The organism is Sphingopyxis sp., from assembly GCF_965227415.1.
In the GTDB taxonomy this organism is placed as follows: Bacteria; Pseudomonadota; Alphaproteobacteria; order Sphingomonadales; family Sphingomonadaceae; genus Sphingopyxis.
This window is the reverse complement of sequence record NZ_OZ245749.1, coordinates 3611929-3624851: the sequence shown is the minus strand read 5'-3', so window position 1 is coordinate 3624851 and position 12923 is coordinate 3611929. Positions and strand designations below refer to the sequence as shown.

Here is a 12923-nt window from a genome sequence, read left to right as displayed (position 1 = left end):
GGAACATAAGAAGAACAAATGCTGTCGGCGCTAGGCGTCGCGCCACCGAGCGGGCAGCGCGATATCGACGACCAGCCCACCAGGCCTCCACTGCCGTTCGATGGTCCCGCCCAGATTGTTTTTCACGCTGCGGTCCATCAGCAGGGTCCCGAAGCTCGTCTGCTCGGGCGCGGAAACGGGGCGGTCGCTGCCGCTTTCGGTCCAGGTCAGGCGGAACTGGCGGTCCTCTGCATCGCCTTCATCCTGCGACCAGAGGACATCGACGCGGCCGTCGACTGCGGTCAGCGCGCCATGCTTGGCAGCATTGGTTGCCAATTCGTTGAACAGCAATGCCATCGCAACGAGCGCGTTTTCCGGAAGCAACAGGTCGGGTCCCTGCCACTTGATGCGCGGAAAGGCCGCCTCGACCTCGCGCATCAGCGCGTGCATCGACCCGGTCATGAAGTTCGCGCTGAGCAGCACATTCTGCGCGCGGTTGAGCGCGTCGAGGCGATTGCCGATCCGCTCGACATAATCGTCGATGTCATGCGCGGCGTGACGCGTCAGCGAGATGATCGCGCTGACTGTCGCGAACAGGTTGCGCATCCGGTGGTGCAGCTCGCGCATCAGCAGATTGGCATTTTCCTGGCGGCTCTTCTGTTCGGTGATGTCGATGCTGACGCCGGTCAGCTTGGCATCGTTCGAGCGCACGTCCCAGTCGCCGCGCACGGAGTTCCAGCGCACGCCGCGTTCGGGATTGAGGACGCGATACTCGGCCATATAGGGCGTGCCGTTTGCGACCGATTCCTTGAGCACGGCGCGCACCGTCGAGCGGTCGTCGGGATGGACAAGATCGAAAAAGCCATCGCCCGTCGCAAGCGTCGCTTCAAAGCCCGCGCCCCACAGTTCGGCGCCAGCGCCCTGTGTCGACAGACGGTCCGTTTGCGCATCATATTGCCATGTCGCGATGCCCGAAAAATCGAGTGCGCGCTCCAGCGTGCGGCGCGCGTCGTCGCGCTCGAAGACGATCCGTCGCAGATCGGCCTCGGCCATGATGATCGCTGCAAAATCCTCCAGCCGCTCCATCTCGCGCGCTTCGAGCACCGACCGTTCCTTGCGGTCGATCACGCACAGCGTTCCCAAGACGTCGCCATTGTAAGCGCGCAGCGGTACCCCGGCGTAAAAGCGGATGAAAGGCTCGCCGGTGACGAGCGGATTGGTCGAAAATCGCGGATCGCCGAGCACGTCGGTGATGACCATCGATCGGTCGTCGGCGATGACGAACTGACAAAAACTGATGTCGCGCGACGTTTCGGGAACGTCGAGGCCATAGGCCGACTTAAACCACTGACGGCAGTCGTCGACGAGCGACACGAGCGCAATCGGCGCGTCGAACAGATCGGCCACCAGCTTGGTGACCCGGTCGAAAGCTGCTTCGGGCGCAGTGTCGAGGATGCGATATTCGCGAAGGGTTTCCAGGCGGCGCCGTTCGCGCACAGCCAAAGCAGCTTCCTCGTCGTTAGCCAAATCCCGCCCCTCTGGTCCTGCCGGTGGTGCTCCACCGATATTCACTGTGGGACGCTCTGCCATGATTTCGGTCCCTAAAAAAGTGCTGCGATGATGGTGAAAAAAAAGAGCACAATACCATCCGCTTACGACAGTTTATCGGCGCGTCCCGGCAGACTCTACGCATCAGCCCTTCACTGGTTGCACGCCGAAACCCCGCTTTTTGGAGTCATGGTCGGGAACCGATCTGCGTCAGGCGGCGTATGACCTGTCCAAGAGGGAGCATCTATATGTCGTTAGGCGAAGAAATCCGCGGGCACTTGCCGTTCCTGCGCCGCTACGCGCGCGCGCTGACCGGAAGCCAGCAACATGGTGACAATTACGTCCACACGACGCTGGAAGTGATCGTTGCTGCCCCCGATGAATTCCGAACCGGGCCCGACACGCGGATCGACCTGTATCGCAATTTCCACCGCATCTGGGAAAGCGCCTTCATCTCGGACGGCGAAGGCGACGACGAGACGGACCCGCTCGTCCGCGCCGCCAATCGGCGTCTTCGGCTCATCACTCCGCTCGGCCGCCAGATGCTCCTGCTTACGGCGCTCGAGGGTTTTTCGGTCGACGAAACCGCGACGATCACCGGCGCCGACAATGACATGGTCGAGACGCTGCTTGCCGAGGCGGTGGGCGAAATGGATCGCGAGGCCCGCACCTCGGTGCTGATCATCGAGGACGAGCCGCTGATCGCGATGGACCTCGAACAGATTGTGCGCGGCCTCGGCCATCAGGTCGCCGGAGTCGCGACGACGCACGAGGATGCTGTCGCCGCGTTTCGGAACACCGACGCCGGGCTCGTTCTTGCCGACATTCAGCTCGCCGATGGCTCCTCGGGGATAGATGCGGTGCAAGACATTCTGGCCATAGCGCCGGTGCCCGTCATCTTCATCACCGCTTTTCCCGAACGGCTGCTTACCGGCAACCGCGTCGAGCCGACGTTCCTGATCTCGAAGCCGTTCGGCGAAAATACCGTGCGGGCGGCCATCAGTCAGAGCCTGTTGTTCACTCCGCAGCTGGCCGCATAAACGCCGTCAATCGGGCGACGGCCCGCCGCGCGTCAGCTCTTCGACATCACCCATGATCGTGGTGAAGGCATCGCTCGGCGCGTCGGCGTCCAGACTGCGCAGCGGCATCTCGCCGCCTTCGAGGATCGCGTGCAGCGCCGTGCGCGCGCGCGATACGCGGCTCTTCATCGTGCCGACGGCACAGCCGCAAATGTCGGCGCCTTCTTCATAAGACAGCTGCCCTGCGCCGATCAGGATCAGCGCCTCGCGCTGATCGACGGGCAGCATCAGCAGCGCGCGCTGGACGTCGGCCAGGTGCAGGCTGTCGGTCTGGTCGTCGGGCGCGACGAGCAGCCGCTCCGCCGCCAGTTCGTCATATTCGGCGGTGAATTTCTTGCGCCGCATCTGCGACAGGAAACAATTGCGCAGGATCACAAAGGCCCAGCTCTTCATGCTCGCCGGCCCAGGGATATAACTTTCGCGCGCCTTCCAGGCCTTCATCATCGTTTCCTGCACCAGATCGTCGGCCAGGTCGGCATTGCCCGTCAGGCTGCGCCCGAAAGCGCGCAGGTGCGGCAACATCGCCGCCAGTTCCTGCTTGAAGCTGTCGTCGTCGAGCGGTTGAGGGGTCGTTTCGCTGATAAATAAGCCTTTGTCTGATGATTGGCGAGCTGTCATCCGGCTTAGCGCCTTGAAATGTCAATGCAAGCGCAGGCCCGTGTTACGCCGCTCCGCGGCGGCGACCCAGCGCGACGAAATTACGCAGCATCCGTTCGTCCTGCTCGTCGAGCCGTCCGATTACCGCAAGCCGCGCCAGTTCCTCGTCCAGTCCCTCGAAATCGGGATCGTAGAGCATCGACCATCCGGCGAAATCGCGCGCCTCGACGGCACGGCGGCGGACCTCGGTCAATCCGCTGTGCCGCGTGTCGCGGCGAATGGCATCGAGGCATCTTTCGACGTCCTTTGCAGGGCCTTCGAGCAATTGCATGAAGTTATGACCGTTAAAGATCAGCGCGCCGGTTAAACTGTCTCGCGCATTGTTGCGGCGTGCGGACAAAAGAATCGCGGCGATATCCTCGTCGCGGATCAACGGATCGGCGACGCTGACATAGATGACGGAAAGCAAGCGGCAGACACTCCTGGTCGTCGGCACAGGCCGGGCACAGCGTGACCCCTCACATCGCCTCGATTAGGGACAGTGTTGCTTGTTGGCAACGCGTTCGTCGCAAAAATCGACAAGCCGTGGAACCGGCGGCCTGCTTCCTCGTTGCTCCTCACATGGCAACGCATGGCAACAACAGGATGGACGGAAAGCACCGGCACTTCGCCGAAGGCGATGACGCTCGCCGTCCGAACGGAACCTTCCCCGGCACCGGAAGTGACCAGTGGCACCGCACGCTGACCGGGCGCCAGTCGCCCGAACCGGTAAGCGCGAAGCTGCGCATGATCTATGGCAATATCGTCGCCGAACAACTGCCCGATAACATGCTCGACCTGTTGTCGCAGCTCGATGACAAGAATCGGCAAAAGAGCACCAAGCAATAATGGCCGGGTCCAACGCCGCACCGCTGCCGCAGGACGAAGCGCCCTCGGCGGACACGGTCCTGCCGGACAATGAGTTCAAGGCGTTGCTCGCCAGCGTCATCCCGCATCTGCGTGCCTATGGCCGCAGTCTGTCGGGAAATCCCGACCTGGCCGACGACCTGACGCAGGACACGATGGTCAAGGCGTGGGCATCGCGCGAACGCTTCGAGCGCGGTACGTCGATCAAGGCGTGGACCTTCGTCATCCTGCGCAACACTTTCCTGTCGCAGATGCGCCGCAACAAATTCCACGGCGAATATGATGAAGTGACGGTCGAGCGCACGCTCTCGACCCCTGCCTCGCAAGAGGAAAGCGGCGAGATGGCCGACCTTCAGCGCGCGCTGATGGAATTGCCGCAGGACCAGCGCGAAGCATTGATTCTGGTCGGTGCGGGCGGTTTGTCCTATGAGGAGGCAGCGAATATCTGCGACTGCGCGCTCGGTACGATGAAGAGCCGAGTCTCTCGCGCGCGCGCTGCGCTCGAAGAAATCATGAACAGCGGCCAGTTTGTTCAGAAGCGCGCCGATGCCGCGCCTGCTAGCGAAGCCATCGACGCGATCATGAACAGCGTCGAGGAAATTACCGCGCGGCGCGAGGCATCGAACGGCTGACGCTCTCGACTTTGCGCCAGCGACGCGGCAGGCAGGCATCACCCCCAGCCAAGCGAGCCCATCCATGAAGAATATTTCCGCCATCGCGCTGTCCGCTGCGATGATCGTCACTGCCTGTTCCACAGGCACTACCAGCAGTGCGGCCCCCGCCGACGGCGCCACCAGCCTCGACGGCTCGGGCGACCAGCCGGCAACGCCGCTCTCGCAGGCGCCCTTCGCGGTGCGCGAGATCGCGCGCTTCAACGAGGCGTGGGCGATGGCTTTTCTGCCGCGCGGCAAGCAGGCGCTCGTCACCGAGCGATCGGGCAAGCTCAAGCTGTGGCAGGAGGACGGCCCGACGCTCGACGTCGCGGGCGTCCCGAAAGTGGCCTATGGCGGCCAGGGCGGGTTGGGCGACGTCATTCTTGCCCCCGATTTCGCGACCAGCAGCACGATCTATCTGAGCTGGGTCGAAGCCGGCAGCCGCGACACGTTCGGCGCGGTCGTCGGCAAGGCGACGTTCGTCCCCGGCGCGGCACCGCGGATCGACGCGCTCCGGATCATCTGGCAGCAGAATCCGAAAGTTTCGGGCCGCGGCCATTTCTCGCACCGCCTCGCCTTCTCGCCCGACGGCCAATATCTGTTCATCGGGTCGGGCGAACGGCAGAAGTTCGATCCCGCGCAGGACATGAAGGCCAATCTCGGCAAGATCCTGCGCCTGACGCCCGACGGCAGCGTCCCCGCCGACAATCCCTTCGCCGACCGGGGCGGCGTCACCGCACAGATCTGGTCACTCGGCCACCGCAACATCCTCGGCCTTGCGTTCGACGGCAGCGGCAAGCTCTGGCAACAGGAAATGGGGCCAAAGGGCGGCGACGAGGTCAATCTGGTCGCGGCGAAAGCGAACTATGGCTATCCGGTCGTTTCGAACGGCAATCATTATGACGGCCGCGACATCCCCGACCATCCGACGCGCCCCGAATTTGCCGCGCCGAAACTGTGGTGGAATCCGTCGGTCTCGCCCGCCGGCCTCGCCTGGTATGGCGGCGACCTTTATCCGGGGTGGAAGAACAGCCTGCTGATGGGCGCGCTGTCGGGCCAGGGCCTGATCCGCATGCGCATCGACGGCGACACGCTCCACAAGGCCGACCGCTGGGATTTCGGCCAGCGCATCCGCGAAGTCGAAGTGCGCGAGGACGGCAGCGTCTGGCTGCTCACCGATGGCAGCGACGGCAAGCTTCTCAAGCTGATGCCAAAGTCTTGAGTGCACCCGGGCGAAAGCCGCGGCCCACGAATTCGGCGCGACCTTTCTGGACCCCGGCTTTCGCCGGGGTGCACTATTGCCTATAGCCCTCGCATGATCCGCGGCTTCCTGACCCGGCGCGCCGAATGGCCGGCGCGCATTCCCGATCCCGACGCGCCGCCGCCGCTGTCGTTGCTGTGGCGCGAGATCGGGGCGCTTGCGCGCGCGATCGCGGGCCGCATCCGTGCAATGCCACCCGAGCCAAACCCCGACAGCGATCATCCACCGGTGATGGTGCTGCCGGGCTTTCTGTCGGGCGACTGGGCCACGAAAGCGCTGCGCGCCGATCTTCGCCGCTCGGGCTTCCGCTGCTATGCCTGGGGCCTCGGCTTCAACCGCGGCGCGACCCCGGACATCATCGAGCGCATCGACACCCGCGTGCAGTGGATCATCGACCGCACAGGCTATGCTCCGGCGCTCGTCGGCTGGAGCCTCGGCGGCATTTATGCGCGCGAATATGCCAAGCACCATCCGCACAAGGTCGCGCGCGTCGTCACGCTGGGCTCGCCCTTTTCGGGCAGCCGCCGCGCCAACCGTGCCTGGCGGCTCTATCATCTCGTCGCGCGCCACCCGGTCGACAATCCGCCCATCGACTTCCACCCGGCCCCGCGTCCGGCGATGCCGACCTTTGCGCTCTGGTCGAAGCATGACGGCGTCATCGCCGTGAACAGTGCACGCGGGCTGCCGCACGAAAGCGACCGCCAGGTCGAGGTCGACTGCGGCCATATGGGCTTCGCCTATGCCCCCACGTCGGTCGCGGCGATCGTCAAGGCGTTAACCGAAGACATAGAGTGATGTGGCAAACAGGCGCTTCACCACTGCGCGGGAGGGAACCCCAATGCTGATGACGATGACCGCCCTGGCAATGATGCTGCAAAGCGCGGCGCCCGCCGTCGCGGCGAACTGCCCCTATGCGATCGTCGCGGGCGGACCCGGCGATGCGAAGGTTGCGGTCTATCGCACGCCCACAGTGGCAGCGCGCAAGACCGGCCGGCTGAAACCGGGTTCGGTCGTCTATCTTTGCGGCGAGAATCGCGGCTGGTTCTGGGTTCACTACAAGGACGGGCGCTATTCGTGCCGCGGAACCGGCAACGGTCTCGACGGGCGCGTCGCATCCACCTGCGCCAATGGCTGGGTCGAAAAGCGGCGAATTTACGTCGTCGCGCGCTAATTCTCGGGATCTTTGACGCCGCGCCAAATCGCAGACACTTGCCTTGCCCTATTATACAATATATTGCGCAATATATTGTATAACTGAGTCGAGGACGAGGAACGATGGCGAGCAAAGGTAAACTCCAGGCGATTCTGCTGGGTGCGGCGGCATGGGCGTCTTGCGTCGCGGCGACCGGCGATACATCGCTCACCGCGGCCGACCGGCGCGCGGTGGTCGATGACCTCGGACGGACGATCGAGGCGAATTATGTCTTCGCCGACAAGGCAAAGACGGTCACGGCGACGCTGCGCGCGCATCTCGACAAGGGCGACTATGACGATGCGGGCGACAAGGAGGCGCTCGCCAGCGAGCTGACTCGCGACCTGATCGCGGCGAGCAATGATCTCCATTTTTTCGTCGGCGTCGATCCCGGCTTCGTCGCGGACCATGCCGCCAGGAAGGACCCCGTTCTTGCCGAAGCGCTACGCGCCAAGGAGCGCCGCGCCGAAGAGCGCGAGAATTTCGGCTTCACCGACCTTCGCATTCTTGACGGCAATATCGCCTATGTCGGCCTGTCTCATTTCGCCGATCCCGAGCTTGGCTATGACGCGGCGGCGGCGGCGATGCGCTTTATCGAGAACAGCGACGCCGTCATCTATGACCTGCGCTACAACAACGGCGGAACGCTGGAGATGGCGCAGTTGCTCGCCAGCCAGCTGTTCCGCGGCGACAAGGATCAGGAGCTGTTCGACTATTATTATCTCGAGGATGGCAAGCGCGTCGAACGCGGCCAATGGGTGCTGCCTGCGCTTCCGGCGAAACGGCTGACGGGCAAGCCCGTCTATATCCTCACCGGCTCGACCTCCTTCTCGGCCGCCGAATGGTTCGCCTATTCGCTGAAGAAGCTTGGCCGCGCGACGCTGGTCGGCGCGCGCACGGCCGGCGGCGCGCACCCCGTCGACCGCAAGCCGGTGGGGGCGGACTTCTTCGTGCAGGTACCGATCGGCCAGATCAAGGACCCGGTCGACGGCGGCGACTTCGAAGGCCGGGGCGTCACGCCCGACCATGAGGTCCCCTCTGCCGATGCGCTGATTGTCGCGCAGCGGCTGGCGCTGGCCGACATCGCGCGCGCCGACCCGGCGAAGCAGGCCGAGGTGGACTGGTTCGCGCCGCTTCTCGGCGCGCCCGCGACCCTGGCGCCCGCCACCTTGAAGGCGATCGCCGGGCAGTATGAAGGTCGCCGGATCGATATCGTCGATGGCAAGCTGCTCTACACCTGGCGCGAGCGATTCCGCCTGCAACTCGCGCCGCTCGGCGGCGACCTGTTCGCGGTCGAGGGCGTGCGCGACTTCCGCTTTCGCATCGTGCGCAAAGCGGGCAGGGTCACCGCGCTCGAACGCATCAACCGCGACGGAACGACCCAGACCTATGCCCGCGACTGACATCTCGACCGGCCTCGACGATATTTCCTTTCTCGGCCGCCTCAGCGAAGCGCTGAGCACGACGATCGAGGACCAGACGCGTCCCTTGTTCGACGAGGCGGGGATCGTCGTTCCCGTGCGGTCGTGCTCGTTGCTCACCGCCCTCGGCGATGCCGGTGAAGCCTCGGCCGCCGAGCTCGCGCGCGCGCTCGGCCAGTCGCACCAGCTGGTCATCCAGAAATTCCCGGCGCTGCTCCGCCTCGGTCTTGTGACCCAGCACGCCGACCCGGCCGACGCGCGGCGCAAGAACTTCCGGCTCACCGATGCGGGCCGCGACCAGCTCGTCCGCATCGCCGCCTATAGCGATCGGATCACCAGGGTCTATCGCACCCTTTTCGAAGAAGTCGGCGACGTGCACGGCGCCATAGTGAAAACGCTGGACGCGCTCGCCGACAAACCGCTGAGCGAACGAGTCAAGGGATAGTCAAAGCGTCCGGACCAGCACCAGCGAGTCCATGAAGAAGCCCGGCGCGCGCGCCTTTGCCCTCCGATGGTTCGCGGCGCTAGACCAGACAGGCCTCGGCGATCGCGGCAACGTGGCGCAGGTCGGTGCCGCAGCAGCCGCCGACGACCTTGATGTGCGGAAAGCGGGCGATCAGAGCGCGGTGACGGTCGGCAAGATCGACCGGGTCGCCAATGTCGAGTTCGGTCATCGCGTCGAGTTCGGCATGGCTGAGACACGACGCATTCGCGCGCACCCCTCCGATCCGCGCGGTCCACACCGCGCCATCGTCAAGCGCCCCGTCGAAATGCGTCGGATGTGCGCAGTTGATCATATAATAGGCAGGATATGCGCCCGTCGCCGCATCGACCGCAGCCACGCCTTCCGACAGCAGGCCCCCCGTCGGCAGACGTCCATCGGTCTCGACGGTGAAGCTGATTGCAACCGGAAGACCCAACGCTTTCGCTGCGTTCGCAATCCCGACCGCCTCGGGAACATTGGTCATCGTGATCGCCGCGACCATGTCGACGCCCGCGGCGGCGAGCACGCCAGCCTGATGCGCGTGATAAGCCTCTGCTTCGGCGACGCTCATGATTTTCCCCGGATCATAGCCATCGCCACGCGGGCCAAGGCAGCCGCTGATGACGGTCGGAACATCGGCATATTCGCTGCGCAGACCGGTCAGCAGCTCGATCGCCGCACCGTTCAGCCGGTCGAGCTCGTCGGGCGAAAATCCGAGCGGGCCCGCCCAGTCCGGGCTTGCACGCCACGTCGCGCTTTCGAGAACAAGGCCGGTGCCCATTCGCCGCGCGAGGTCAAGAAAATCCCGATAATAGGCTTCGAGCACGCCCAGACTTTCGTCCGACGTGAACAGGGTCACCGAGGAGAAATAGGGCAAGTCTATGCCCTTGTTGAACAAAATGTCTGTTTCCAGACCTGCGTCGGTCAGGAAAAAACGGTCCATTTGCGGCAGTGAAGAGATCGCCATACGTCGCCCTCCCTCGAATATCCGCCGCGAATATTATAAGCGAATGGCCCTATTGTCTATCGAGCCCGCCGTTCAGTTATCGCGCAGAAACGGGGCGACTATTTCATCGGTCACACGAAGCGGCCGCCCGCTCGCCTTGTCGAGCAGCGCCCACACCGTCCGCGCGCGCACATGGACTTTGCCGTCTGCGCCGGTGAATTCCATGAAGCGGTCGAACTTCGCCCCCTGCGGCTTGTCGGCAACCCACGTCCGACCGGTCACCGTCTCGCCCGGACCGAGCGCGCGCAGATAATCGATCTCGTGCCGCACCACGACCCAGATATAGGCGTCCTTGTGACTCTGCGGCGCCGCGGCGTCCCAATGGCCGGTCGCGACCTGCTGAATCCACTGGACCCACACCGCATTGTTGACATGCCCCAGCTCGTCGATGCTCTGGGGCGTTGCGGTAAGTTCGAGAGTATATTCTTTCATCGGCCGCCCAGACTATGTCGAGATTCAGTCCGTGGTGGAGCGAGAATGGCTGGCTCCGAGAACCGGCGCGCAGCGTACTTTTGTACGTGAGCACCGGAAGCGCAGGAGACGGCCGTTCGCAGCCCGCCACGAGCTGAATATCGGCATAGTCTATGCCAGCTCGACCGTCGTCACCATATAGCCCGCGTCGCGGAGCGCGGCGACCAGGCTGTCGAGATGCTCGCGGTCGCGCGCTTCGCATTCGATGTCGGTGATCAGTCCCTTGGCGGGCAGCGTCGTGAAGATGCGCTGGTGATAGATTTCGATGATGTTCACCTGCTTCTCGTCGAACAGCTTCATCACCTTGAACAGCGCGCCCGGCCGATCCTGCAAGCGGATGCGCAGACGCGCGATGCGGCCCGACCGTGCGAGGTCGCGCAGCAGCACATTGGCCAGCAGCCGCGTGTCGATATTGCCGCCGGTGAGCACCAGCCCGACCTTGCGGCCCGCGAACTCCTCGGGATGCGCGAGCATCGCCGCGAGCCCTGCGGCGCCCGCGCCCTCGACCACGGTCTTTTCGATCTGGAGCAACAGGCTCACCGCGCGTTCCAGATGGCGTTCGGCGACCAGAACGATGTCATCGTTCAATTCGGCGACCAGCTTGCGCGTATACGCCCCCGGCTCCTTGACCGCGATCCCCTCGGCGAGCGTGTCGCCTTCGCATGCCATGTCGACGCCGTTCAGCTCGGCGTACATCGACGGATACAGCTCGGCCTGCACGCCCACGAGGCGCATATCGTTCTTGATGCCGCGCGCTGCGGTTCCCATGCCCGCGAGCAGCCCGCCGCCGCCGATCGGCACGATCAGCGTGTCGAGATCGGGCACATCCTCGAGCATTTCGAGCGCCACCGTCCCTTGCCCCGCCGCAACGTGCGGATGGTCAAAGGGATGCACGAAGGTCAGCCCGCGCTCGACTTCCAGCACGCGCGCATGCGCCGACGCATCGTCGAACTTCTCGCCGAAAAGCACGATTTCGGCGCCATGGCTTGCGGTTTGCGACACCTTCACCTGCGGCGTCGTCTTCGGCATCACGATCGTGACCGGAACGCCGAGGCGCTTGCCATGATAAGCGAGCCCCTGCGCATGATTGCCCGCCGACGCCGCGATCACGCCGCGCGCGCGCGCTTCGTCGCTGAGCAGCAGCAGCGCATTGAGCGCGCCGCGCTCCTTATACGCCGCGGTGAACTGCAGATTCTCGAACTTCAGCCACACTTCTGCGCCGACCATTTCGGACAAGGTCTGCGAATGCAGCGTCGGGGTGCGGATCACCGCGCCGTCAATTCGCGCCGCCGCCGCGCGGACATCGTCGAGCGAGATCGCCGGAAAATCGGCTGCGGTGGCGGTTGCGAGGTCTGTCATAGCGCGGCTGGCCCTAGCCTATCTGGCGCGCCGCGCAAACCATGGTTATGGATTGCCGCATGAGCGAACAGAAATTGCGCATCAGCTTCATCGGCACCGGCGTCATGGGCGGACCGATGGCGGGCCATCTCGTCAAGGCGGGGCACGCCCTCACCGTCTATAACCGCACCCGGTCAAAGGCCGAGGCCTGGGTCGCGCAGCATGGCGGCACCTCGGCATCGACTCCCGCCGAGGCGGCGAAGGACGCCGATGTCGTCCTGACCTGCGTCGGCAACGACGACGATCTCGCGCAAGTCACGCTCGGCCGCGACGGCGCGTTTCGCGCGATGCGAAAAGGCGCGCTGTTCATCGATCACACGACCGTTTCCGCCCGCATCGCGCGCCAGCTTTCGGTCGAGGCCGAGGGGCCTGGCATCCTGTGCGTCGATGCGCCCGTCTCGGGCGGTGAATCGGGCGCGCAGGCCGGGACGCTCTCGATCATGTGCGGCGGGACGAAGGCGGCTTTCGCGGCCGCCGAACCGGTGATGAAGGCTTATGCCGCGCGCATGGTCCATATCGGCGGCCCCGGTGCGGGACAGACGACCAAGATGGCCAACCAGATCGCGATCGCGGGGGTGATCCAGGGCCTCTCCGAAGCGCTGCGCTTCGCACAGGCCTCGCGCCTCGACACCGACAAGGTGTTCGAAGCGGTGTCGGGCGGCGCGGCTGCCAGCTGGCAGATGCTCAACCGCTGGGGAACGATGGCGAAGGATGAATTCGACTTCGGCTTCGCGGTCGACTGGATGCGCAAGGATCTGGGCCTCGCGATCGAGGAAGCGCGCGTCAACGGCGCGACGCTCCCGGTCGCCAGTCTTGTCGACCAATTCTATGCCGATGTGCAGAAATTGGGGAACGGCCGCCGCGATACCAGCTCGCTTGTGACGAGGCTGCGGAAGTGAGCCGGGCGAGCGACAAAAACCCTAACCTC

General features: G+C 64.5%; 15 protein-coding genes. 9 read left to right on the top strand and 6 right to left on the bottom strand.

From position 1 onward, the window contains the following. Positions 1 to 30 precede the first annotated feature (30 nt). The gene (locus tag ACO055_RS17665) at positions 31 to 1506 is read right to left on the bottom strand and encodes a GAF domain-containing protein (RefSeq protein ID WP_422060150.1); all 1476 of its coding nucleotides are present in this window, start codon (positions 1504 to 1506) and stop codon (positions 31 to 33) included. 269 nt (positions 1507 to 1775) lie between these two features. Between ACO055_RS17665 and ACO055_RS17660 the strand changes: the two genes are divergently transcribed. After that, positions 1776 to 2567, top strand: a complete 792-nt coding sequence (locus ACO055_RS17660) for a response regulator (RefSeq protein ID WP_422060149.1) — start codon at positions 1776 to 1778, stop codon at positions 2565 to 2567. A 6-nt stretch (positions 2568 to 2573) separates the two neighbouring features. Here the strand turns inward: ACO055_RS17660 and ACO055_RS17655 are convergent, their stop codons facing one another. Then, positions 2574 to 3224, bottom strand: a complete 651-nt coding sequence (locus ACO055_RS17655; RefSeq protein ID WP_422060148.1) for a sigma-70 family RNA polymerase sigma factor — start codon at positions 3222 to 3224, stop codon at positions 2574 to 2576. A 43-nt stretch (positions 3225 to 3267) separates the two neighbouring features. Beyond that, the gene (locus ACO055_RS17650; protein ID WP_422060147.1) at positions 3268 to 3672 is read right to left on the bottom strand and encodes a BLUF domain-containing protein; all 405 of its coding nucleotides are present in this window, start codon (positions 3670 to 3672) and stop codon (positions 3268 to 3270) included. 176 nt (positions 3673 to 3848) lie between these two features. On the opposite strand from ACO055_RS17650, the gene ACO055_RS17645 reads away from it, so the two are divergent. From ACO055_RS17645 to ACO055_RS17615, 7 genes are all read left to right on the top strand, one after another. Continuing rightward, positions 3849 to 4091, top strand: coding sequence for a NepR family anti-sigma factor (locus tag ACO055_RS17645; protein ID WP_422060146.1), 243 nt, complete (start codon positions 3849 to 3851; stop codon positions 4089 to 4091). Beyond that, the gene (locus tag ACO055_RS17640; protein ID WP_422060145.1) at positions 4091 to 4741 is read left to right on the top strand and encodes a sigma-70 family RNA polymerase sigma factor; all 651 of its coding nucleotides are present in this window, start codon (positions 4091 to 4093) and stop codon (positions 4739 to 4741) included. Before ACO055_RS17645 ends, ACO055_RS17640 begins: the two co-directional genes overlap by 1 nt. 64 nt (positions 4742 to 4805) lie before the next feature. After that, complete coding sequence (locus tag ACO055_RS17635) at positions 4806 to 5984, top strand: PQQ-dependent sugar dehydrogenase (protein WP_422060144.1); 1179 nt, start codon at positions 4806 to 4808, stop codon at positions 5982 to 5984. Positions 5985 to 6077: 93 nt separating this feature from the next. Then, positions 6078 to 6818, top strand: a complete 741-nt coding sequence (locus ACO055_RS17630) for an alpha/beta fold hydrolase (protein WP_422060143.1) — start codon at positions 6078 to 6080, stop codon at positions 6816 to 6818. A gap of 49 nt (positions 6819 to 6867) precedes the next feature. Further along, entirely contained in the window at positions 6868 to 7194 is a 327-nt protein-coding gene (locus ACO055_RS17625) for a hypothetical protein (protein ID WP_422060142.1), read from the top strand. A 104-nt stretch (positions 7195 to 7298) separates the two neighbouring features. After that, positions 7299 to 8618 (top strand): S41 family peptidase, encoded by a 1320-nt coding sequence (locus ACO055_RS17620; RefSeq protein ID WP_422060141.1) that lies wholly within the window; start codon positions 7299 to 7301, stop codon positions 8616 to 8618. Next, entirely contained in the window at positions 8605 to 9081 is a 477-nt protein-coding gene (locus tag ACO055_RS17615; protein WP_422060140.1) for a MarR family winged helix-turn-helix transcriptional regulator, read from the top strand. Before ACO055_RS17620 ends, ACO055_RS17615 begins: the two co-directional genes overlap by 14 nt. Positions 9082 to 9160: 79 nt before the next feature. On the opposite strand, the gene ACO055_RS17610 is transcribed toward ACO055_RS17615, so the two are convergent. From ACO055_RS17610 to ACO055_RS17600, 3 genes are all read right to left on the bottom strand, one after another. Beyond that, positions 9161 to 10087: a homocysteine S-methyltransferase family protein gene (locus tag ACO055_RS17610; RefSeq protein ID WP_422060139.1), complete on the bottom strand. Its 927-nt coding sequence runs from the start codon at positions 10085 to 10087 to the stop codon at positions 9161 to 9163. Between the two features lie 72 nt (positions 10088 to 10159). After that, complete coding sequence (locus ACO055_RS17605; protein ID WP_422060138.1) at positions 10160 to 10558, bottom strand: acyl-CoA thioesterase; 399 nt, start codon at positions 10556 to 10558, stop codon at positions 10160 to 10162. A 150-nt stretch (positions 10559 to 10708) separates the two neighbouring features. Beyond that, the gene (locus ACO055_RS17600; RefSeq protein ID WP_422060137.1) at positions 10709 to 11956 is read right to left on the bottom strand and encodes a threonine ammonia-lyase; all 1248 of its coding nucleotides are present in this window, start codon (positions 11954 to 11956) and stop codon (positions 10709 to 10711) included. Between the two features lie 59 nt (positions 11957 to 12015). On the opposite strand from ACO055_RS17600, the gene ACO055_RS17595 reads away from it, so the two are divergent. After that, positions 12016 to 12894: an NAD(P)-dependent oxidoreductase gene (locus tag ACO055_RS17595; protein WP_422060136.1), complete on the top strand. Its 879-nt coding sequence runs from the start codon at positions 12016 to 12018 to the stop codon at positions 12892 to 12894. Positions 12895 to 12923: the final 29 nt, after the last annotated feature.